The 21,032-nt window shown below is 33.4% G+C and carries 19 protein-coding genes; 4 read left to right on the top strand and 15 right to left on the bottom strand.

Features of this window, described 5'->3' with window-relative positions:
- Positions 1-3: 3 nt before the first annotated feature.
- Complete coding sequence (locus tag A0O34_RS06345; RefSeq protein ID WP_066752647.1) at positions 4-1,746, bottom strand: glycoside hydrolase family 3 protein; 1,743 nt, start codon at positions 1,744-1,746, stop codon at positions 4-6.
- A 151-nt stretch (positions 1,747-1,897) separates the two neighbouring features.
- Between A0O34_RS06345 and A0O34_RS06340 the strand changes: the two genes are divergently transcribed.
- Positions 1,898-2,389: a hypothetical protein gene (locus A0O34_RS06340; protein WP_157885963.1), complete on the top strand. Its 492-nt coding sequence runs from the start codon at positions 1,898-1,900 to the stop codon at positions 2,387-2,389.
- Positions 2,390-2,479: 90 nt separating this feature from the next.
- On the opposite strand, the gene A0O34_RS06335 is transcribed toward A0O34_RS06340, so the two are convergent.
- The 9 genes from A0O34_RS06335 to A0O34_RS06295 form a co-directional block, all read right to left on the bottom strand.
- Positions 2,480-3,442, bottom strand: a complete 963-nt coding sequence (locus A0O34_RS06335; protein ID WP_066752642.1) for a hypothetical protein — start codon at positions 3,440-3,442, stop codon at positions 2,480-2,482.
- Between the two features lie 158 nt (positions 3,443-3,600).
- Entirely contained in the window at positions 3,601-4,197 is a 597-nt protein-coding gene (ribA, locus tag A0O34_RS06330) for a GTP cyclohydrolase II (protein ID WP_066752639.1), read from the bottom strand.
- A 25-nt stretch (positions 4,198-4,222) separates the two neighbouring features.
- A complete protein-coding gene (locus A0O34_RS06325; protein WP_066752637.1) occupies positions 4,223-4,681 on the bottom strand; it encodes a hypothetical protein in 459 nt (152 codons plus the stop codon).
- Positions 4,678-5,289 (bottom strand): DUF4254 domain-containing protein, encoded by a 612-nt coding sequence (locus A0O34_RS06320; RefSeq protein ID WP_066752635.1) that lies wholly within the window; start codon positions 5,287-5,289, stop codon positions 4,678-4,680. Before A0O34_RS06320 ends, A0O34_RS06325 begins: the two co-directional genes overlap by 4 nt.
- A 15-nt stretch (positions 5,290-5,304) precedes the next feature.
- Positions 5,305-5,514, bottom strand: a complete 210-nt coding sequence (locus A0O34_RS06315) for a twin-arginine translocase TatA/TatE family subunit (RefSeq protein WP_066752633.1) — start codon at positions 5,512-5,514, stop codon at positions 5,305-5,307.
- Positions 5,515-5,545: 31 nt separating this feature from the next.
- Positions 5,546-7,105 carry a peptidoglycan DD-metalloendopeptidase family protein gene (locus A0O34_RS06310; protein WP_066752630.1) on the bottom strand — a complete coding sequence of 520 codons (1,560 nt, stop codon included), beginning with the start codon at positions 7,103-7,105 and terminating at the stop codon, positions 5,546-5,548.
- Entirely contained in the window at positions 7,102-7,947 is an 846-nt protein-coding gene (gene lolB1 / locus A0O34_RS06305; protein ID WP_066752627.1) for a lipoprotein insertase outer membrane protein LolB1, read from the bottom strand. The genes A0O34_RS06310 and lolB1 overlap by 4 nt, the downstream gene beginning before the upstream one ends.
- 109 nt (positions 7,948-8,056) lie before the next feature.
- Positions 8,057-9,073, bottom strand: a complete 1,017-nt coding sequence (locus tag A0O34_RS06300; RefSeq protein ID WP_066752624.1) for a sugar phosphate nucleotidyltransferase — start codon at positions 9,071-9,073, stop codon at positions 8,057-8,059.
- A 156-nt stretch (positions 9,074-9,229) separates the two neighbouring features.
- Positions 9,230-10,657: an oligosaccharide flippase family protein gene (locus tag A0O34_RS06295; RefSeq protein WP_066752621.1), complete on the bottom strand. Its 1,428-nt coding sequence runs from the start codon at positions 10,655-10,657 to the stop codon at positions 9,230-9,232.
- 154 nt (positions 10,658-10,811) lie between these two features.
- Between A0O34_RS06295 and A0O34_RS06290 the strand changes: the two genes are divergently transcribed.
- A complete protein-coding gene (locus A0O34_RS06290) occupies positions 10,812-12,149 on the top strand; it encodes a dihydroorotase (protein ID WP_066752620.1) in 1,338 nt (445 codons plus the stop codon).
- Positions 12,150-12,306: 157 nt separating this feature from the next.
- Here A0O34_RS06290 and A0O34_RS06285 read toward each other — a convergent pair whose 3' ends face one another.
- The 5 genes from A0O34_RS06285 to A0O34_RS06265 all read right to left on the bottom strand — a co-directional run bounded on the left by A0O34_RS06285 (position 12,307) and on the right by A0O34_RS06265 (position 19,125).
- The gene (locus A0O34_RS06285) at positions 12,307-13,203 is read right to left on the bottom strand and encodes a helix-turn-helix domain-containing protein (RefSeq protein ID WP_066752618.1); all 897 of its coding nucleotides are present in this window, start codon (positions 13,201-13,203) and stop codon (positions 12,307-12,309) included.
- Positions 13,204-13,384: 181 nt separating this feature from the next.
- Positions 13,385-14,386 carry an aldo/keto reductase gene (locus A0O34_RS06280; RefSeq protein WP_066752616.1) on the bottom strand — a complete coding sequence of 334 codons (1,002 nt, stop codon included), beginning with the start codon at positions 14,384-14,386 and terminating at the stop codon, positions 13,385-13,387.
- A gap of 187 nt (positions 14,387-14,573) precedes the next feature.
- Positions 14,574-16,871 (bottom strand): GH92 family glycosyl hydrolase, encoded by a 2,298-nt coding sequence (locus A0O34_RS06275; RefSeq protein WP_082891110.1) that lies wholly within the window; start codon positions 16,869-16,871, stop codon positions 14,574-14,576.
- 311 nt (positions 16,872-17,182) lie between these two features.
- On the bottom strand, positions 17,183-17,863 hold the full coding sequence (locus A0O34_RS06270; RefSeq protein WP_066752614.1) for a response regulator transcription factor: 681 nt from the start codon (positions 17,861-17,863) through the stop codon (positions 17,183-17,185).
- 17 nt (positions 17,864-17,880) lie between these two features.
- Complete coding sequence (locus tag A0O34_RS06265; protein WP_066752612.1) at positions 17,881-19,125, bottom strand: sensor histidine kinase; 1,245 nt, start codon at positions 19,123-19,125, stop codon at positions 17,881-17,883.
- A gap of 169 nt (positions 19,126-19,294) precedes the next feature.
- Between A0O34_RS06265 and A0O34_RS06260 the strand changes: the two genes are divergently transcribed.
- Both A0O34_RS06260 and A0O34_RS06255 read left to right on the top strand, forming a co-directional pair.
- Positions 19,295-19,705 (top strand): DUF1573 domain-containing protein, encoded by a 411-nt coding sequence (locus A0O34_RS06260; protein WP_066752610.1) that lies wholly within the window; start codon positions 19,295-19,297, stop codon positions 19,703-19,705.
- Between the two features lie 397 nt (positions 19,706-20,102).
- Positions 20,103-20,984 carry an SDR family oxidoreductase gene (locus A0O34_RS06255; RefSeq protein WP_066752608.1) on the top strand — a complete coding sequence of 294 codons (882 nt, stop codon included), beginning with the start codon at positions 20,103-20,105 and terminating at the stop codon, positions 20,982-20,984.
- The last annotated feature ends 48 nt before the right edge of the window (positions 20,985-21,032 follow it).

Below are 21,032 nucleotides of genomic sequence, written 5' to 3'. Positions count from 1 at the left end.
AGTTTATTGTTGTTTTTTGGATGTTGTAAACACTGTTGAACTTACTTTTGTATTGGAAGCGGAAGTTGGGTTTAAATCAATTCCCATTCCTGCTTTCAAATTATCATTTACCGAAACAGGAAGTCTGCCCCAGATTTTTGTTTTTCCGTTGAATGCGTTTGCTGTTGCAGTCATTGAATCATCATTGTTTTCGTAAGAAACGAGAACGGTTGAAACTTTTGAAATATCAATGTCTTTCAAAGCGTAAGCACTTCCGAAAACATTTAAAATTACTTTTTGATTTTTCGTTAAATCAGATAAAACTTTTTTAGAAGCATCTGATATTTTATAAGGTTTGTAAGCTGTAGAATTATCTTTATGAAAACCAACAATTACAGTAGAATTTTTTGGAATTGAATTAATTTCTCCAGCTTTTTTAATAATGACATTTGAACCCAATTGAGTTGCAAATGTCTGATAAGGCGCTTCTTCCAATGGAACATAATACACTTGTTTTCCGTTCAATGGTAGCAGCTTTTTATCGTCTTTTAGTAATGTTAAAGCGTTTGAATATAAATTTTGAACTAAATTTTTATGAGAATCATTATTAAGATCTTGATTAACATTTTCAGGATTTTTTGGAGTGTATTGAGTCAATCCTAAATAATATTTTGTCAATAAAATTTTCTTTACACTTTCTTCAACTCTAGCTTGAGGAATTTCTCCGTTGTCAATTGCCTTTTGGATTAATTTTTTACCGTTAGCCACACCTTGAGAAAACAGCATAATATCGTTTCCAGCTTTGAAAGCCATTGCATCTAGTTCTCCTGGATTGTATTTGTTGGCTACAGCACCCATATTTAGAGCATCAGTGATAATTAAACCTTTGTAGCCTAATTTTTCTTTCAATAAACCTGTAATAATATTTTTAGAAACCGAAGCCGGAATTCCTTTTCCTGATTCTAAACTTGGAACGTACAAGTGCGCCACCATAACACCTCCAATTCCTTTATTCATCAATGCTTTGAATGGTGCTAATTCAATACTGTTTAATCTTTCTAAACTATGAGAAACAACAGGGAGGTCAAGATGTGAATCTGTACTCGTGTCCCCATGTCCCGGAAAATGCTTTATTGCAGCAAGAATATTGTTATTTTGAAGTCCGTTGGAATAAGACAATGCCGAATTAATTACATTATCAACCTCAGAACCGAAACTTCTGTTTCCAATAATCGGATTATTAGGATTTGTATTCACGTCAACAACTGGCGCAAAGTCCCAATTGATGCCCATTCTGTGGCAGTCTTCGGCTATTTTGGCAGACATTTGCTCAATTAAATTTTTATCCTGAATAGCTCCCAAAGTCATTGCCCAAGGGAATTTATGTGCAGCTGCAATTCTTTGATATAAACCCCATTCTGCATCCATCCCGATCATTAATGGGATTTTAGATTTTTGCTGGAATTCATTAACCAGATTAATTTCTCTCGCTGCATCATCCTGCATCAGAATTAAACCACCGATTTTATCGTTTAAAACAATGTTTCTGACCTGACTGATGTGGTTTTCGTCTTTATTGGTGTATAAAGCAACAATGAAAAGCTGACCTAATTTTTCGTCCTGAGAAAGAGATTTATATGTAGTGTCAACCCATTGGTTGGCTTTGTTTATGTCTGCTTGGGAAATGTTTTTCGGTTGGTATTGCGCTGTAATTTTTGTGCCAATACATAAGAATACAAAGAGGGAAATATAAACTGCTTTCTTCATGACTTTTTGAATATGAACAAAAATACAATTAAAAAAATGATGAAAACAAAGTTTTTGAGTTTTTTGGTATATGTTTTGAATAAGCCATATCAATAATAAATTAAACTTTTATAAAATGAAAAAATTTCTTCCAATTTTGCTATTAGCTTTTGTGAGCTTATTCATATTTAGCTGTGATAATAAAGATGATGTTGACAGCGATACTGTTGCTATAATGAAAGATGCTACAGGAACATTTTCAAGTGGAAATAATTTTACACTTGGATTAGATATTAATATTGAAGGTACAGATGTAGTTTTAGTATATAGAAGAGTAGGGAATGTTTGGCAAATTATACCTAAGACATATTATTTAGATGATGTTCAAAACTTGCCAACAGGCAGAGAATTAGATTATAATTTCGATTTTACATCTCAGGATGTTGAAATTAGAACTACTGCTAACTTTAATCAGGCAACACAGATGACAGGGACAGAAACAAATCAATATTTAACAAACCAGACATTTAGAATTGTACTTGTTCCTGCTAATGCTGCTGGAAAAGCTTCTAAATCAGCAAGTGTAGATTATAACGATTACAATGCTGTAGTTAAATATTATAATCTTAATGATTCTAATGTTACTAACACTAAAGTAAATTAAGAATATATCTTTTCAATTTTTTATAATTAAAAAGGCTCCGGAAGAATTTCTTTCGGAGCCTTTGCTTTGACAATTATATAATTTGTTTAATTAGCATCCTCCTCTAAATCCACATGGATTAGTGTTAGGTCGAGTATCAGGGACAACGTAAATAGGATCAAAAGGTTTTTGTATTACTTTTACATTTCTAATATCCATTCTAAAGTAACTCTCAGGTACATGTTGGGCAGGTCTTTGCCCAGAAACTTCAGGTAAAAAATATATTACTAGTCCATTTTTCTCCTCTTTTGTTGAAAAATTAAATACAAAGGTTTTGTTTTCTTTTGCCCACTGACTTGTTTTTTCAACTGTTTGTTTCTTATAATTATTTGCTTGAGTTAGACCATTTCCTACATTAGGTCTTGCTGCACAAGGATCAGTTCCAGAGATTTCTGGTGTGTCTTTAAGTTCTATTGCAAGCGTAGGAAATGCTTCACTTTTATCTATACTGTAAGTATTAGAGCTATATTGGCTATGTTTAGATGTGTATATTTGATCTTCAATAATTGTAGACAGAGTTATTTCATATGTTTGATTTGCTTGAAAATGTTGTTGTATTGAAATTGCATTTGAAAGCGGATTATCTACTAATACAGATTGTCCTTGTAAATTTGTCATTTTACCTTCGTTTTTAGATATAAGCATAACTCCAAACCAATCATCATAATTAAAAGCAGACCTGCGAGGCTTTCCATATCCCCTAACTAAATAGCCATTTTGAGATATTGGGTTTGGACCAAAACATTGTGTTGAAGTATGAGTGTTTTCATGTCCTGGAGGACCTAATATATATTCAAAAGAGCAACCTCCATTTTCACTTCTAACCCCTGTATCAAAGGATAAATTCATTAAAACTGTTTCAGTCTTATTTGTAATGGAACTTGTTTTAGATTGAATTAAAGAATTTTTATCTAAAACTTTGGGAGTTTGAACTTCTTCTTGTGAATTAAGGAAATCACTACCACCACAGCTAATTAGTAGAAGTGACGATAATACTAATAATTGTTTTTTCATAAAATAGTATATATGTTTTTTAAGGGTGCAAAGATAATGATTTTAATTAAATACACTTATTGGTGAAATATTAATCAAAGAACAAAATAGTCTTGTAAATTTTAAATAAAAAAAGGCTCCGGAAGAATTTCTTTCGGAGCCTTTGCTTTTATTAAGTTTTAATTATCGTTGTCATCAAGGAGATGTCCAAAATAATCTTTCTTTGTTTGTAAGTATTCTTTACTATTCTCGTTGGCCGGAATCTGTAAAGGTATCCTTGAGGTGAGATGAATATTACTTTTCTCTACATGTTTCACCTTTTCAGGATTGTTTGTAAGTAAGTTGATATCTTTTACATCTAATATATTAAGGATGTCAATGGCTACTTCAAAGTTTCTGTCATCTGCCGGAAGTCCTAGTTTTAGGTTGGCTTCTACGGTGTCAAAACCTTTTTCCTGAAGAGAGTAAGCTTTAAGCTTATTGATGATTCCTATATTTCTCCCTTCCTGTCGAAGGTAAATTATCATTCCTCCATTTTCATGGGTATATTTCATTGCGGCATCAAGTTGCTGCCCGCATTCACATTTTTTTGAATGGAAAACTTCTCCGGTAATACATTCTGAGTGGAAACGTACATTTACAGGCTTAGAAAAGTCTGTGTTTTCGGCAATAATAGCCATGTGAGGCATCCAATCATTTTCATTTTCAGAGAAAGCAATCATTCGGAAACTGCCGTGTTCTGTAGGAACGTTGGCCTCCGCCTGAATTTTAATCATTAAAGCTCAATTGTTGTTTGTTGTTTTAATTTCCTTTTAAGGAATCTTCGATAACGGTGATATTGGTTTTTAATCTTACCAAATATCTGTTAAGTACTTCGTCATCATCTTTGTTAAGACTCTGTCTCAGTTTCTGAATTTTTTTATAAGATTTTTCGAAGCTTTTAATTGCTCTATTTTTTCCTGAAAGATTGTTGGCGTCAATTGCATACAGGTAATTCTGTAAACTATATTTCAAATTTAATACTTCCTCATTTAAATTCACATTTTTGAATTTAGGAAAAGTTGAAATAAGGTTAGAGATCTCAGATGCATTTACATTTTCTTTAATGTTGATGTCAATGCTTTTCTTTACTCCTCTATCAGAATCCGAACCTTTGGCTTCGCTATAAAAATTATTAGACAGCGGAGAAAAATTTAATTTTTCCGTTGCGCAGGAAGTTGTTAGAATTATTAGTACTCCGAAAAAAAATAGTCGTTTCATTTTTGCCCCTTTTGATAAAGGATTGGGTTAAGACTATCATCATTGTACATTTTCATTTGTTTGTACACTTTCATCTTAACGTTACCGTTCTCAATATCAGTAAGCAACTGATTAATAGAAGTAAACAGATCTTGTTTCTGATCAAGAAGCACATCTAGTTTTGCCTGGCAATTCTGGCGGTGCTCTTCAGAAGCGGATTCTCTGTTGGCTTCTAATGACATGTGATAAACCTTTAATGCAAGAATCGATAATCTGTCTACAGCCCAAGCGGGAGTTTCAGTATTGATCTTTGCATCAGATTTAGGAGTTATATTTTCATACTTTGTAAGAAACCAACTGTCTATAAATTCCACTAAATCAGTTCTTTTCTGATTAGAAGCATCGATAGTTCTCTTTAATTGAAGAGCTTCGGTCGGGTCTATATTCTCATCTCTAATAATATCTTCCAAATGCCATTGAACGGTATCAATCCAGTTCTTTGCATACAAAATTCGTTCCAAACTATCTTTTTCGAACGGGTTATTAACTAGAGTGTTAACGTCATCAAGCACGTGATAATCTTCAATAGAAGTATTAAAGACTTGCCATGCAATCTCTGTAAAGTTCATTAATTGTGTAGAATTTTAGTTGCTGGTAGGGTTATTATCAGTAGAAGATTTCTTTTCAGAACCTGGTTTGTCTTCTTCTTTTACAGCATCTTTAAATTCTTTGATACCCGAACCAACACCTCTCATTAGTTCCGGAATTTTTTTACCTCCAAAAAGTAACACAAGAAGTACAGCTACGATAAGGATATGTTGCCAAGATAAGGCTAATATTGTTAGTGTTTGCATTGCTTAATTTTTTACAAAGTTAATCTATTTTTTAATAGGAAACCCAACCTAATGGATCAACTGGATTAGTTCCGCTCCATACTTGGAAATCAAGGGTATAAGACCCGTCAAAATCCTGACCTACAACACCTACAGGAGTACCTGCTGAAACCTGTTGTCCTTTAGAAACATTTACTGCCCCTAAGTTAGAATAGATTGTAAAGTAGGTTCCGTGTTTGATCATAACGGTTTTAGTACCGTCACTGTTGGCCAACACCGAAGAAACTGTTCCCGGGAACACAGATTTTGCGCGTGTACCTGAAGGCACAGAAATCTTGATCCCATTATTTTCTTCAACAATATTTTTGAAAACCGGGTGAGGCTGTCTTCCGAATCGGTGGGTAATTTGTCCTTTATCTACCGGGAATCCTAATCTTCCTTTGTTTTCTGCGAAGTTACTTCCTGCAACTGTAGAATTTACCCCGAAGTTGGTCATTACTTTGGTTTCTGCAGCTTTTTTCTCGTCGTCTTTTTTCTTTGTTAATGCGGCTTCTGCGGCTCTTGCAGCAATCAATTTGTTTGATGCTTCTCTTGCTCTTGCATTAGCTTCTTCGGATGCTTTAGTAGCAGCTATTTTTCTTTCAGCATCTTTTGCATTAGATTCTGCTCTTGCAGCTTCCTCTGTACGTTTCTTTTCCTCAGCAGCTCTTTTTGCAGCTAATTCTGTTGCTCTTTTAGATTCTGCCTCGGCTAATAACCTTTCTTTTTCCAGCGCTTCTGCTCTGGCTCTGTTTTCAGCTTCAATTCTTGCTTTTTCTCTTTCTGCAGCGATTTTAGCTAAACGTATTTTTTCGGCGTCTGCTTTTCTTCTTGCTTCTTCTTCAGCTTTTGCGATTCTGATTTCTTCAGCAATAATAGATCTGATCTGTCCTTCAAGAGCTTTAGACTGAGTTTGTTTTTGCTTAAGCTCAACCGTTAATTGAGATTCATTTTTCTTGAATTCTGCAACAAGTTGTTCTTTCTGCGCTCTTTCAGCATTGATTGTGGTTAAATCTTTTTGTTGATTAACCAAAAGATGTTCTTTATCTTTAATTGATTTTTGTCGCTGAGTAATAGTATTTTTTATCTGAGTCGCAGCATTTGTAATTTCAGCAGCTTTTTTGTCCTGATAATCAGAATATTCTTTTAAATATTGAACTCTTCTTATCGCTTCACCCATATTTTTAGCGGAAAGAATAAAAGTTACTTTATTCTGCACACCTTTATTTTTATAGGCATTTACCAAAACTTCAGCATAGTTCTTTCTGAGAACTGCTAATTCTTTGTTCTGACGGTTGATTTCCAACTGACGAAGATAGATATCATCCTCAATAAAACGTTTTTCTTTTTGAGTATTAGTATAAACCTTTTCTCTTAAAGCTAATTTTTTATTAACGTTGGTAAGGTAGGATATAGAAAGTTTAGACTCGCTTCTGGTCTTAGCTAAATCTGTATTTATTTGTGCAATTTGTTTTTTAAGGTCAGCATTCTGCTTTTGTAATTGCTCTTTTTTTTGCCCATATTGCAATGAGAACAGCAAAATACCTATTAAAAAGCTAATTTTTTTAATCATTTAATCTCGATTTTCTTATAACTGGATGGTACTGAATACGGTGTTTCCATCGGGGAAAAGTCAAATTTCGTATTTTCTAGTAAAATCTGACTGCTTTTTGACCCTTTTATAATTATTTTAACATTTTTAGGTAAACGAATTCCATTATATTCATCCCAATTGCTGTAAGATATTTCTAATTCGTCGGGAGATAAAACATCTTTTAAATTTACATTCAATAAATCATAATTCGTGTCATATTGCAAGGTAATTTTATATTCCCTAGTTTTTTCATCAGTAACGATTTTTTGATTTCCATTGGATGTCATTTTAAATCCCTGAGCGTTTTTGGTAAGGGTAAATTGAGAGTCACTGATTTTTACAAACGTTCTTCCCATTAAAATTTTCTCCAAAGATTTATAATCAATGAAGTTGACATTCAATAAGTTGTTAAGATATTCAAAATCTGAATCAATGTAAGTTTTGCTGGTCTTATCTTGCCCTTTTACGCCATCAGGTGTTGCAATTCCTCGTGCAACAGTAAATAAAAATGCAGTTAAATTCATCCACACTTTTTTATTATTTTCAATATAAATAGTAGCGTCAAGAGTTGGGATGAAACTTCCTGTTTCAACATTTACCTTACTACTGATCTTTATCTGATCAAATTTTGGTGGAATAATTACATGTTCGAAGAATGTAATTTTATCTCTTACAGGTTCATTGGCGTCTTTAGGATTTCCATCGTCTTTTACTACGATAGTGCTGTCTTGTGAGTTGCTGTTGTTCTTTTTAGCGGCATTTCTTGTCTTACAGGACGACAAAACGAGAAGTAATAAAATTAATGGTATCCAGTTTTTCATGTATTTATCTTTTCGATTAAAAATAATACTTTGCAATATTAACGCCAAACCACACAAAACATTTTGTGTGGTTTGAAGATATGTTATTTAAATATAATAAATTCTGACCTTATCTAGATAAAAAATCTAAAACAGAATAATCTCCTAAAGAAATCTCTCTTGAAACTCCAAAATACTGAGCCGAATTTCCGATCATCGAATTAGAAAGGTTTCCGTGGTTGATTCTTGTATTCTCCTGAATCAGCGAGTTCTCAATATTTGAATTTACAATAATTGTATTGTTTCCTAAAGAAACTCCAGGACCCACTTTTGAGTTTGAAATTTTCACATTTTCACCAATAAAACAAGGTTGAATAATCAAAGAGTTTTCGATAACTGCAGAAGCCGGATAGGTTGACATTTCCTCAATCTCGTAGGCAAGAATTTTACTGTTTGTTTCTACGGTTGCGTTTTTATTTCCACAATCCATCCAGTCGTTTACCTTTCCTAGAGAGAATTTCGCACCTTTTGCTCTAAGGTTTTCTAATGCTGTTGTTAATTGATATTCTCCACCATTTTTAATATCATTATCCATGATATAGTTGATTTCGCTCATCAATTTTTCAGCACTGTTAAAGTAATAAATACCAATAATTGCAAGGTCTGAAACGAATGTCGTTGGTTTTTCAACAAAATCGGTAATGAAACCGTAGTTGTCTAATTTTACAACACCAAAAGCAGAAGGATCTTCCACACTTTTTACCCAAATTACACCATCTGAGTTTTTATCTAAAACAAAATCTGCACGGAAAAGCGTATCTGCGAATGCAATCACAACATCTCCTGTCATGGAAGCTTCTGCACATTTGATAGCGTGAGCCGTTCCAAGAGGATCATTCTGATAATAAATGCTTCCTTTTGCTCCTAATTTTTCAGCGATATGAAGTAATGATTTTTCGATTTCAGGACCAAAATCTCCGATGATAAAAGCAACTTCTTCAATTTCTTCTCCTGCAACTTTAGCAATATCTTCTACCAATCTTTGAACAATCGGTTTTCCGGCAATCGGAATAAGAGGTTTTGGAACAGTTAATGTATGTGGACGTAATCTGGAACCGCGTCCAGCCATAGGTACTATAATTTTCATTTATATAATTCTAAGTGTTTTATAATTTAAGTATTTTTTATTTGTCGGCTAAAGATAATAATTAAAACTATTGTTATTCGTAATATTTATCAGCTTTAGTGAGTTTGTTTAATTTTTAAAAACAGAATTGATTACTATCAAAAGAGAGACCAATTTTTAGCTTTTTTTGATTCGGGAGAGGATCATATCTTTTTCGGAGTAAAATAAAATTCCAATGAAAATTAAGAATAAAACATTACTCATTAAGATATTATAGTTAAGATATTTCACAATGATAAAACTGAAAACGCCAAGTAATATCAAGAAAAATGACATTTTTTTCATTCTATAAGGTATAGGATAATATTTCTGACCTAATAGATAAGAAACGATCATCATAATGACATAAGCTCCGAAAGTAGCCCATGCAGAACCAATCATACTGCGGAAATATTTTAATGCTAAAAGATTCAATGCAATATTGATCCCCGCTCCAAGCCAAGAAATAATCGTTCCAACGCTCGTTCTATCTGTTACTTTATACCAAGTCGAAAAGTTATAGTAAATTCCGAAGCAAAGATTGGCTAGGACAATAATTGGTATAATATCTATTGCAATCCAATACGATTTGTTAGGAATAAAAACGCTTTTTAACCAAGAAATATTCGCAATAATTCCTAATGCAACGGCACAGGCAAAAAATGCAAAATATTCAGCGACTTTTGCATACGTTTTTTTAGAATCGCCTTTGTCCATTTGTTTAAAGAAGAAAGGCTCAATACCCATTCTGTAAGCGGTAACAAATAGTGTCATCAAAACGGCTAACTTATAACAACCGCCATAAGCACCGGCCTCCTCATCTGATATAAGACCTTTTTGAATAGATTTATCGAAGTTCTCATTAACCATAAATGCCAAACCAGCTAACATCAATGGGAATGAATATTTAATCATTCGTCTAAACAATGAAGTAATGAATTGAAATCTTACCTTTACTATAATCGGAAGCAATAATAAAAAGCCTAATGCACTTCCCGCAAGATTACTAAAGAACGGATAATCTACATTTTGGTCTAGTCCAAAGCTTCTTGAAATACTTTGTGGAATCCAGAAAAATAACGCAGCCGTAAAAACCGCCTGAAATATAGCTTGAACGATCCTTACTACTGAATATTTGATTGGTTTATTATGAAAACGTAACCAAGCAAAAGGTATCACCAATAAGTTGTCAAAAAAAGCAATCATTGCAAACCATTTAATGTATTCAGGATTATCATGGTATCCGGCATAATCTGCTAACTGCTGATTGAATAAGTAGCACAATGCGAGGAAAACAGTAGAGGTTGAAAATAAAAACCAAAAAGAAGTATTGAAAGTCTTTTTCTCATTTCCTTCTTCTGCAGAAAATCTAAAATAAGCCGTTTCAAAACCAAAAGAAAGTATGATGTTCACAAACGAAATCCATGCGTAAAGCTGTGTGAAAGTAGCAAAACCTTCATTGGGAATTTTATAGATCAAAAGCGGATTAAGAATAAATAAAATAATTCTTGGCGCAATTGCACCTACTCCGTATATGATTGTCTGCCCTAATAGTTTCTTATACAATGTCGAAATTTTTTCTGCAAATGTAAATATTTAGAAATAGATTTTTGTGAACGATCTTAAAATTCATTCATAAACCTTAATTTTGCTTTTATACTTGAAATATAACAATTAGTATTTTAAATATAATTCCTTAAATCTAATATCTAAAAAATAAATGAAGACCTTAATCAAAAATGTAAAAATCGTTAACGAAGGCCAGATCTTTGAAGGTGATATTTTAATTGAAAATGATTTAATATCTAAAATAGATTCCAATATCTCGGAAGAAGCAGATCAAATTATTGAGGGTGAAGGAAAATATCTTTTGCCGGGAGTTATTGATGATCAGGTGCATTTCCGTGATCCGGGACTGACTCACAAAGGCGATATTGAAACCGAATCTCGTGCTGCCATCGCAGGCGGAATTACAAGTTTTATTGATCAGCCAAACACAGTTCCGAATGCTGTTACGCAGGAATTATTGGCGAATAAATATGAAATAGGTTCTCAAAAAGCATATGCGAATTATGGCTTTATGATGGGCGGAACCAATGATAATTTGGAAGAAGTTTTGAAAACAAATCCAAGAAATGTTCCCGGAATTAAGTTGTTTTTAGGATCTTCTACAGGAAATATGTTGGTCGATAATCCTGAAACATTGGAAAATATTTTCAGCAATACAAAAATGCTGATCGCTGTTCATTGTGAAGATGAAGCGACGATAAGAGCAAATACTCAGAAATATATGGATGAGTATGGTGAAGATATTCCCGTGAAATTCCATCATTTGATCAGAAGTGAGGAAGCTTGTTATAAATCTTCATCAAAAGCAATTGAATTAGCACAAAAAACAGGAGCAAGACTTCACGTTTTCCATCTTTCAACTGCAAAAGAAATGGAACTTTTCAGAAATGATATTCCTTTAAAAGATAAAAAAATAACGGCAGAAGTTTGTGTACATCACTTGACGTTCACCAATGAAGATTACGATACAAAAGGCGGATTAATCAAATGGAATCCTGCCGTAAAAATGCAAAAAGACAAAGATGCACTTTGGGAAGCTTTGCTGGACGACAGGATTGATGTGATCGCAACAGACCACGCTCCTCACACTTGGGAAGAAAAGCAAAATGTCTACACAAAATGTCCTTCGGGAGCGCCTTTAGTTCAACATTCTCTGGTTGTGATGCTGGAAAACTATATCAACGGAAAAATTTCTTTAGAAAAAATCGTTGAAAAAATGTCTCACAATCCTGCGATTCTTTTCAGAGTTGAGAAAAGAGGTTTCGTAAGAGAAGGGTATAAAGCTGATTTAGTTTTGGTTGATTTAAATGAAAACTGGACAGTTGCCAAAGAAAATATCCTTTACAAATGCGGTTGGAGCCCGCTGGAAGGAACGAATTTCCATTCTAAAGTTACCCACACTTTTGTTAACGGAAATCTGGTTTACGATAACGGAAAAATTAATGACCAAAAATTCGGGGAGCGTTTGCTTTTTGAAGTTCAGGAATAAAATATAACAAACTAATTATATCAATAGGAGTGGGCTTTAGTCCACTTTTTTATTTAATATTCAAAATTGGCTTTAGCCAAAACATAATTTTTCTCTCACAGATTTTGCAGATAACGCAGATATTTAAACGCAATCATCTGAGAAATCTGTGGGAGACTTAATTAAAAGACTGCCTAAATTCCAAAGGCGACATATTCGTTTTCTTTTTAAATAAAGTAGAAAAAGACTGCGAATGCTCAAATCCCAATTCATAAGCAATTTCGCTTACCGAAAGTTCAGTAGTCGAAAGCTTTTCCTTTGCTTTACTAATCAGCTTTTCGTGAATATGCTGTTGTGTATTTTGTCCCGTATGAACCCGCAAAAGATCACTTAAATAATTCGCAGAAAGATTCATTGCCTCGGCAATTTGATGAACAGTTAAAAGTCCTTTATCAGAAGATTCTTTATCAAAATAATCATTCAAAAAAGATTCAAATTTAGTTAGAAGCTGATGACTTCCACTTTTTCGGGTGATGAATTGTCTTTCGTAAAATCGTTTCGAATAATTCAGTAATAATTCAATTTGTGATAAGATAATTTCCTGCGTATGATGGTCGATATGCAGACATTCTTTATCAATTTTATTCATGATTTCAAGCAAATCATTCTCTTCATCTTCAGATAAATGAAGGGCTTCATTCACTGCATACGAGAAAAATCCATAAGAAGAAATAGTCTTTGCTAACGAATGTTTCAACAAAAAATCTTCGTGAAAAATCAGCAGATAACCGGTGTTTTCACAATCCATCGTCTGCAAATCCAAATACTGAACCTGATTGGGTGCCGTAAAACTCAAAACACCCTTATCATAATCATAATGTTGCTGACCGTATTTTATCTTTCCTTTCGCATTTCGTTTCAGGGCAACACAATAATATCTGCTTACAAAGCCTTTCCAGACATCGTCTTCAATAAAAACGCTTTCATGAAGGTTAATGACACTTACCATCGGATGCTTAGGTTCGGGAAGTGAAAGCAACCTGTGAAATGCCGAAATAGATTGTATAGTGTTCATAATTTTTAAACTTTTTTAATAATAATTTGGGCAGCTTTATCCGCCTTCCACTCCCAATCTTTTGTTCGTTCCTCACAAAAGGATTTCCGTTCAAGTCGGGCTGAGATCGTATTGTGTCATAAAACCTAACAGGTTTCAAAAACCTGTTAGGTTTGAGTTTCTAACCTATCAAAATTACAAATTAATAATCCAAAAGTCCCATTCCGAATTCGTCATACGTTGCTCCGGTATCTGTCCCCAACGGTACAATACTTTCCAGTTTTTGTAGATCAACTTCACTTAGCACAATTTTACTTGCTTCAATATTTTGTTCTACATATTTTCTACGTTTCGTTCCCGGAATTGGAATAATTCCTTTGCTAATAATCCAAACTAATGCTAATTGGGAAGAGGTAATTTCGTTTTCCTTTGCCAGATTTTCAATCGCTTCTACCAATTCAATATTTTTATGAAAATGTTCCCCTTGAAAACGCGGAATTCCTCTTCGGAAATCATTTTCAGGCAAATCATCAATAGAACGAATCTGTCCGGATAAAAATCCTCTTCCCAAAGGTGAATAGGCAACGAAACCAATTCCCAATTCATTCAACGTTTTGATTACTCCTTTTTCTTCTACTGTTCTTTCAAAAAGAGAAAATTCACTTTGCACTGCCGAAATTGGATGAACGGCATGCGCTTTTTTCACAGTCTCAGAAGAGACTTCAGATAAACCAATATATCCGATTTTTCCCTCTTTCACCAATTCAGCCATTGCTTCTACTGTTTCTTCAATTGGGGTGTTTTTATCGAGACGGTGCATATAATACAAATCGATGTAATCCGTTTTTAGATTTTTAAGAGACCGTTCTACAGATTTTTTCACATAATCTTTCGTTCCGTTGATTTTCCAAGTAATTTGTTCATTATCATCAATTTCCCATCCGAATTTTGTTGCGATAATATATTGATCTCGATTACCTTCAATAGCTTTTGCAATTAATTGTTCATTTTTGAAAGGGCCATACAAATCCGCGGTGTCCAGAAAATTACCTCCCAATTCTAAAGAACGGTGAATTGTTGCGATAGCTTCTTTTTCATCGGTTTTACCATACATATCGGCATCACCAAAACCTGTCATTCCCATGCATCCCAAACCTATATTGGGGATTATTAATCCTTGATTTCCTAATTTTACTTTGTCCATATTCTTGTTGTTGATTTTATAATACAAAATTGAACAGAAATTAAGAATCTGATGTATGCAAAACCATGATTGTCGTATTCAAATTACGGATGAATGAATTTTAATCTAATTTCGTTCCGAATGACAGTATTACGAGTTTTATTTGTGAAAATTAGTGCAAAACATTAGAGTAATTTGTGTTTAAGTATTATTTCCTAGCTTTAGAATTCATATAAAAACTCAATTTCCCACCATTCATAATATCAGAATGTTTCAATGTAAAGTTTTTTATTTCTTTTCCATTGAGAAGAATTTTTTCAACATATACATTTTTCGGACTTTGATTGATCGCTTCAATTTCAAAAGTTTTTTCATTTTCTAAATTTAAAATAGCATTATCAATCGCTGGACTTCCAATCGCATAATCTTCCGAACCCGGAGCGACAGGATAAAAACCAAGCGAACTCAAAATATACCAAGCACTCATTTGTCCGGTATCATCATTTCCGCCCAATCCATCGGGAGTGGCTTTGTATTGCATTTCTAAAATTCTTCTAATCTGAGCCTGAGTTTTCCAAGGTTGCCCTGCCCAATTGTAAAAATAGGCAACATGATGAGCCGGTTCATTTCCGTGAACGTATCCGCCAATAATTCCTTCTCTTGTAATATCTTCTGTGTCTGCAAAAAACTCGTCAGGCAAATGCATTGTGAATAACTCATCTAATTTTGAAGCGAATTTTTTCTTTCCGCCCATCATTTTAATTAATTCATCCGGATTTTGAGGAACAAAGAAACTGTAATTCCACGAATTTCCTTCAATAAAACCTTGTCCGTGAGTGCTTAATGCATTAAAATCTTTCTTGAAACTTCCATCTGCTAAACGGGGCCGCATAAATCCGATGGTTTTATCAAAATTGTTTTTCCAGTTTTCAGAACGTTTAATGAATTGGTTGTAGATTTCTGTTTCCCCTAAATGTTTCGCCAATTGAGCAATCGCCCAATCATCATAAGCATATTCTAACGTATTGGAAACGGAAGTTCCACTTTTTTCTGCAGGAATATATCCCAAATCAATATATTGCCCGATGCCTTCGTAATCCCTTTTGTTGGCTGTTTCAACGCAAGCCATTAAGGCAGCTTTTGCATCACCGTTATAATTTCCTTTAATAATGGCATCGGCAACCACGCTCACGCTGTGATAACCACTCATACACCAATTATCATTCGCATAATGAGACCAAATCGGCAACATTTTCATTGAAAATTGATCGTAATGAGCCATCATCGACTTTACCATATCTCCATTTCTTTTAGGTTGAATAATGTTAAAAAATGGATGAAGCGCACGATACGTATCCCAAATCGAGAAGGTAGTATAATTAGTAAAACCTTCCGCTTTATGAATGTTTTGGTCTAAACCTTTGTACTCTCCGTTAACATCTGTATAGGTTGTCGGGTTGATAAACGTATGGTACATCGCGGTATAGAAATTTATCTTTTCGTTTTCAGAACCTTTGATGATAATTTTATTTAATTCTTTATTCCAATTTTCCTGAGTTTTTGCTTTTATCTCATCAAAAGATAAATTACCAACTTCCTTTTCTAAATTTTCTAATGCATTCACTTGACTTACAGGTGAAATAGCTAATTTAACTTCAATGGCTTCATTTTCATTCGTATCAAAATCAAAATACATTTTCAGATTCTTTCCAGCGATCTCCGGAAAGTTTTTAGTTTGGTCAAATTTTCTCCAAAAACCATTGTAAACCTGTTTTCCATCATAATTTTTCTGGCCATAAGATTTAAATGGTTTTGAAAATTTCATGGCAAAATAAACGGTTCTTGTTCTTGCCCAACCATTGGTTTGTCGGTAACCTGTAATGGTATTTCCGTTTTCTACTCGAACATATGTCCAGACATTTTTACCCTCATAATTGTAAATTCCAGCCATCAAGTCTAAAATAATATAAGCTTGGTCAGACTTAGGGAATGTGTAGCGATGAACTCCAACTCTGGTTGTAGCTGTTAATTCAGCTAAAATATTATGATCGTCAAGTTTTACTTTATAATATCCTGCTTCTGCTTTCTCGTTTTGATGGGAGAATCTACTTCGGTATCCACTTTCAGGATTTGAAGCAGTTCCGGGATTCAATTGTAATTTCCCAACCGTTGGCATGATAAGAAAATCTCCTAAATCAGAATGTCCCGTTCCACTAAAATGGGTTGAACTGAAACCAACAATTGTTTTGTCTTCGTAACGATATCCGGCACAATATTTATAGACATCACCGTTGTATTTTCCGTTGAGTTCATAAGAAATTGTATCTGTTTCAGGGCTTAATTGGATTGCTCCAAAAGGTGCGGTTGCTCCGGGATAGGTATGCCCCATTTTTTCAGTTCCAATTAATGGATTGACATATTGATAGAGCTTTTCGAATTGTTGAGCTTTAAGATTTAAACTAAATAATAAAAATAATAGAAAAACAGAAGTTCCCGAATTTTTCATGGATAAGTAAATTTTCGAATGATAAAAGTAATCAAAATCAAAGAATAATTATTTATTTAAAAAAAGTGTTTATTTTAACCACAAAAGAGACAAAAGATTAACACTTTAGTGTTTTAAGTAAATTATTAAACTGCTAATAAGAGTACATAAGTTTAAAAAAAATCTTTGATTTTTATTCTTTTGAGTGGCTTTTGCTTTATAATGATAAAACAATGGTTAAATCTGCAGAGAGCTTTTGTCTCTTTTACGGTTAAATTTTAATAGTTTCAAAGTTTATAGATAAAACGAAAATGTAGTAAATTATTGAAAGACTATTTTTCAGAAAACCTAAAACCTATTCCATGCAAATTTTCAATGATTACATTTTGTTCATCAGCCAATAATTTTCGCAATCTTGAAATAAATACATCAAGACTTCGTCCCATAAAGTAATCGTCATCTCCCCAAATAGCTTTAAGGATGTCTTGTCTTTTTACAACACTATTCTTATGGTTGATGAAATATAATAACAGTTCAGACTCTCTTTGGGTAAGAGTAATCGTGCTTAATGAATCTTGTAAAGTATAGTTTTTAGGATCAAAGTCATATTTTCCGACTTTGTATTTTGATGTAGTGGTACTTGTTTTCTTTGAACGTTTTAAGAAAACTTCAATTTTTAGAATGAGTTCTTCAATACTGAAAGGCTTTACCAAATAATCGTCTGCGCCAATTTTCAAACCTTTAATCCTGTCTTCTTTTAAAGCTTTTGCAGAAATAAAAATAATGGGGATTTCAGAGTTTTTATCGCGGATGAATTGTGCTAATTCAAACCCGTTGAGTTCGGGCATCATAATATCTAAAAGACAAATGTCAAAACTTTTGCTATTGAATGCTTCAAGCGCTGATTTTCCATCAGGATAACAATCTATATCATAATAACTCTCCAAGCTATCCTGAATCAGGAAAGCGATTGTATTGTCATCTTCTGCATATAAAATTTTAGATTTTTCCATGGTTTGCACTGATATTTTTAAGACGGTAAAAATAGAGTTATCGTAATCCCTTCATCCTTATTGTTTTCAACTGAAATTTTCCAGTTATGTTGCTGAACGATTTTTTTTACGTAAAATAAACCTAATCCAAAACCGTTTACCTCATCACTTTTTTTTGTATTTACTCTGTAAAATTTATCAAAAATATGAGGAATATTTTTAGGCGGAATTCCCATTCCATTATCTTTAAATTTTAAATATAAACCTTTTGAATCTTTAAAGGAAGAAATTCTAATAGTAGGTTTCGTTTCGCAGTACTTGATTGAATTATCTAAAATATTATAAATGATATTTGTAAAGTGAAATTCATCGGCAATGATTGACGTATTGCTATCAATTTCTATTTCAACAGAAAGATTTTCATTCTTTTGTTTTATCGTGTCTGCAATTTCCTGAATAAACGGCAATAAAACGATTTTCTGAGGTTTTAATGACAGTCCGGAAGCATCATTTTTAGCAATATTTAATATTTTTTCAATATGATTATTAAGCTTATAGCCTTGATCGGTGATGATAGAGGTGTAGGTCTGTAGCTTAGGGTTTTCTTTTATGAGTTGTTGCTTCGTGAGTGCTTCTGAAGCCAAAAGTATAGAAGAAAGAGGAGTTTTAAACTCATGGGTCATATTATTGATAAAATCTCGCTGCAGTTCAGAGAATTTTTTTTGCTGAATAATGGTATATATAGAATAAACATACACCAAAAGAATGATAATAAGAGCAAAGGTGAGCACGTACCAAAAACGTAATGAACTGATCAGATACGTAGTTTTATCCGGAAAGCGTATAGAAAAATAATAGACTAAATTTTTATGTTTTGGAAATTTAATAGCCATATTCGGACTTTCCTGATGCTTAGAAACATATTTTCCATACATCATTCTATCACTTTGGCAATTGTATAATGCGTAAACATAATCTGTATTTATCTGTAAACGTGTGAATTCTGTTTTCAGATAATATTCCAATACTTCGGGATGAAATTCATTATTGATATTAACCACATAATAGTCGTTGGAAATATTTTGAACCGGATTTTCACTAAAAGAAGTTTTTCCTCCCGACAATTTTTCCACAACTTCGAGTAAAGCAATATTTACGGTTTGGTTAAATTTTTCATCTTCAATATTATAGGCTTGTCTTGTCCATAGAAGTTGGGCTATCAAAATTCCGATAATAGCGACAAAGCCGAGGGTAATAATAATATTGAGTTTCTTTATTTCCATTTAGTGAAGCAATATTATCCAAAAATATCTATTAATCTTTTATCATTAACAACTTATTAACAAATGTTTGATAGCGGTTAACATGTTGGAGTAACAATCAGCTTTACATTTGTTATATCAAAAAATAATAATTGTTTTTTATATTTAACTATTAATAAAATTTATACTCATGAAAAATTTAAAAATTACAGCTCTTTTAGCAGTGTTAGCATGTTCTCCATTTTACGCAAATGTATTTCCCGCTGAAGGAACTCCTGTTGTGAGAACAATTAAAGCTGATATCACATGGAAATCAGAATCTATTGACGTTGGAAATATTCCTCAGGGAAAACCAAAATTGATCAGATTCGAATTTACAAACACATCTAAAAAGCCAATTGTTATCGAAAATGTAGCACCGTCTTGTGGATGTACTACAGCAGATTATACTAAAACTCCAATTCTTCCTGGTAAAAAAGGATTTGTAGAAGCTAGTTTTAATGCTGCAGCTGCAGGTCCATTCATGAAAACGGTTAACGTTACAACAAGCGAAAGCAAAACTCCTAAAACACTTTCGTTTAAAGGAACTGTTACTGCATAATTAATTTAATCTTGTTCAATATAAAAGCAGCCTGATAATTTATTGTCAGGCTGCTTTTTATTTTTTATTTGAAGCTATTCCCGCTTTCCGCACTCGCTATTTTTCAGGATTTGGGTTTCGGGGGCGAAGCCGCCGAAACCCAAATCCTGAAAAATGAGCTCAAACAAAGCTGCAATCGGGGCTAGGGTTGCAGTCTCCTATTTAAACATTTGGAAAAAATCGCCAATTTTTTGGGTAAATTTAAAAGAAAAAAGTAAAAAATAGTTAAAGTAAAATTGTCATTTCTTTTACAATTAAGACTATAAAATTTAAAACAGTTATTTATAGCATCATTTCTTGATTTATTTTAAAGCATTGCATTTTAATATTTGTTATTTTTAGGAAAAATTAAAACAATATGAATCTATATACACAACCGATGTTGCGTGAAGATGCACTGAAAGATAAAGTAGCCATCGTTACAGGTGGCGGAAGCGGTCTAGGAAAAGCAATGACCAAATATTTTCTTCAATTAGGCGCAAAAGTAGTGATCACTTCCAGAAATTTGGAAAAATTACAAGGAACAGCGAAAGAATTGGAAGAAGAAACGGGCGGAAAAGTTCTTTGCGTTGCGTGTGACGTAAGAAATTGGGATGAGGTAGAAGCAATGAAAGAAGCTGCTTTGAAAGAATTCGGAAGAATTGATATTCTATTAAATAACGCAGCAGGAAATTTCATCTCTCCAACAGAAAGATTAACACATTCTGCTTTTGATTCTATTTTAGATATTGTATTAAAAGGAACAAAAAACTGTACACTTTCCGTTGGAAAACATTGGATTGATTCAAAAACGCCGGGAACGGTTTTAAATATCGTAACAACTTACGCATGGACAGGTTCTGCTTACGTTGTTCCATCCGCTTGTGCAAAAGCTGGAGTGTTGGCAATGACAAGATCTCTTGCCGTGGAGTGGGGGAAATATAATATTCGATTCAATGCCATCGCGCCGGGGCCATTTCCAACGAAAGGAGCTTGGGACAGGTTGCTTCCGGGAGATATGAAAGATCAATTTGATTTAGCGAAAAAAAATCCGTTGAAAAGAGTAGGGGAACATCAGGAATTGGCGAATCTTGCTGCTTATTTAGTTTCTGATTTTTCATCTTTTGTGAATGGAGAAGTTGTAACAATCGATGGTGGTGAATGGCTACAAGGCGCAGGCGAATTTAATATGCTGGAAGATATTCCACAGGAAATGTGGGATGCATTGGAAGCAATGATCAAAGCAAAAAAGTCAAACTAAAGGAAACGATAAGTTAATTTTGCTTATTGCTTATTGCAAGAATTAACA

Source organism: Chryseobacterium glaciei, from assembly GCF_001648155.1.
GTDB classification, from domain to species: domain Bacteria; phylum Bacteroidota; class Bacteroidia; order Flavobacteriales; family Weeksellaceae; genus Chryseobacterium; species Chryseobacterium glaciei.
Note: the sequence above shows the minus strand (reverse complement) of the source record. Positions and strands in the feature narration are given on the sequence as shown.

What these genes read in the sequence shown, in the direction of transcription:
- A0O34_RS06300 (WP_066752624.1), bottom strand. Translation starts at nt 9,073, where the DNA reads ATGAAAATTATAGTACCTATGGCTGGACGCGGTTCCAGATTACGTCCA.
- A0O34_RS06315 (WP_066752633.1), bottom strand. Translation starts at nt 5,514, where the DNA reads ATGCAAACACTAACAATATTAGCCTTATCTTGGCAACATATCCTTATC.
- A0O34_RS06325 (WP_066752637.1), bottom strand. Translation starts at nt 4,681, where the DNA reads ATGAAACGACTATTTTTTTTCGGAGTACTAATAATTCTAACAACTTCC.
- A0O34_RS06285 (WP_066752618.1), bottom strand. Translation starts at nt 13,203, where the DNA reads ATGAACACTATACAATCTATTTCGGCATTTCACAGGTTGCTTTCACTT.
- A0O34_RS06290 (WP_066752620.1), top strand. Translation starts at nt 10,812, where the DNA reads ATGAAGACCTTAATCAAAAATGTAAAAATCGTTAACGAAGGCCAGATC.
- A0O34_RS06345 (WP_066752647.1), bottom strand. Translation starts at nt 1,746, where the DNA reads ATGAAGAAAGCAGTTTATATTTCCCTCTTTGTATTCTTATGTATTGGC.
- A0O34_RS06270 (WP_066752614.1), bottom strand. Translation starts at nt 17,863, where the DNA reads ATGGAAAAATCTAAAATTTTATATGCAGAAGATGACAATACAATCGCT.
- A0O34_RS06265 (WP_066752612.1), bottom strand. Translation starts at nt 19,125, where the DNA reads ATGGAAATAAAGAAACTCAATATTATTATTACCCTCGGCTTTGTCGCT.
- ribA (WP_066752639.1), bottom strand. Translation starts at nt 4,197, where the DNA reads ATGATTAAAATTCAGGCGGAGGCCAACGTTCCTACAGAACACGGCAGT.
- A0O34_RS06275 (WP_082891110.1), bottom strand. Translation starts at nt 16,871, where the DNA reads ATGAAAAATTCGGGAACTTCTGTTTTTCTATTATTTTTATTATTTAGT.
- A0O34_RS06255 (WP_066752608.1), top strand. Translation starts at nt 20,103, where the DNA reads ATGAATCTATATACACAACCGATGTTGCGTGAAGATGCACTGAAAGAT.
- A0O34_RS06260 (WP_066752610.1), top strand. Translation starts at nt 19,295, where the DNA reads ATGAAAAATTTAAAAATTACAGCTCTTTTAGCAGTGTTAGCATGTTCT.
- lolB1 (WP_066752627.1), bottom strand. Translation starts at nt 7,947, where the DNA reads ATGAAAAACTGGATACCATTAATTTTATTACTTCTCGTTTTGTCGTCC.
- A0O34_RS06310 (WP_066752630.1), bottom strand. Translation starts at nt 7,105, where the DNA reads ATGATTAAAAAAATTAGCTTTTTAATAGGTATTTTGCTGTTCTCATTG.
- A0O34_RS06280 (WP_066752616.1), bottom strand. Translation starts at nt 14,386, where the DNA reads ATGGACAAAGTAAAATTAGGAAATCAAGGATTAATAATCCCCAATATA.
- A0O34_RS06320 (WP_066752635.1), bottom strand. Translation starts at nt 5,289, where the DNA reads ATGAACTTTACAGAGATTGCATGGCAAGTCTTTAATACTTCTATTGAA.
- A0O34_RS06335 (WP_066752642.1), bottom strand. Translation starts at nt 3,442, where the DNA reads ATGAAAAAACAATTATTAGTATTATCGTCACTTCTACTAATTAGCTGT.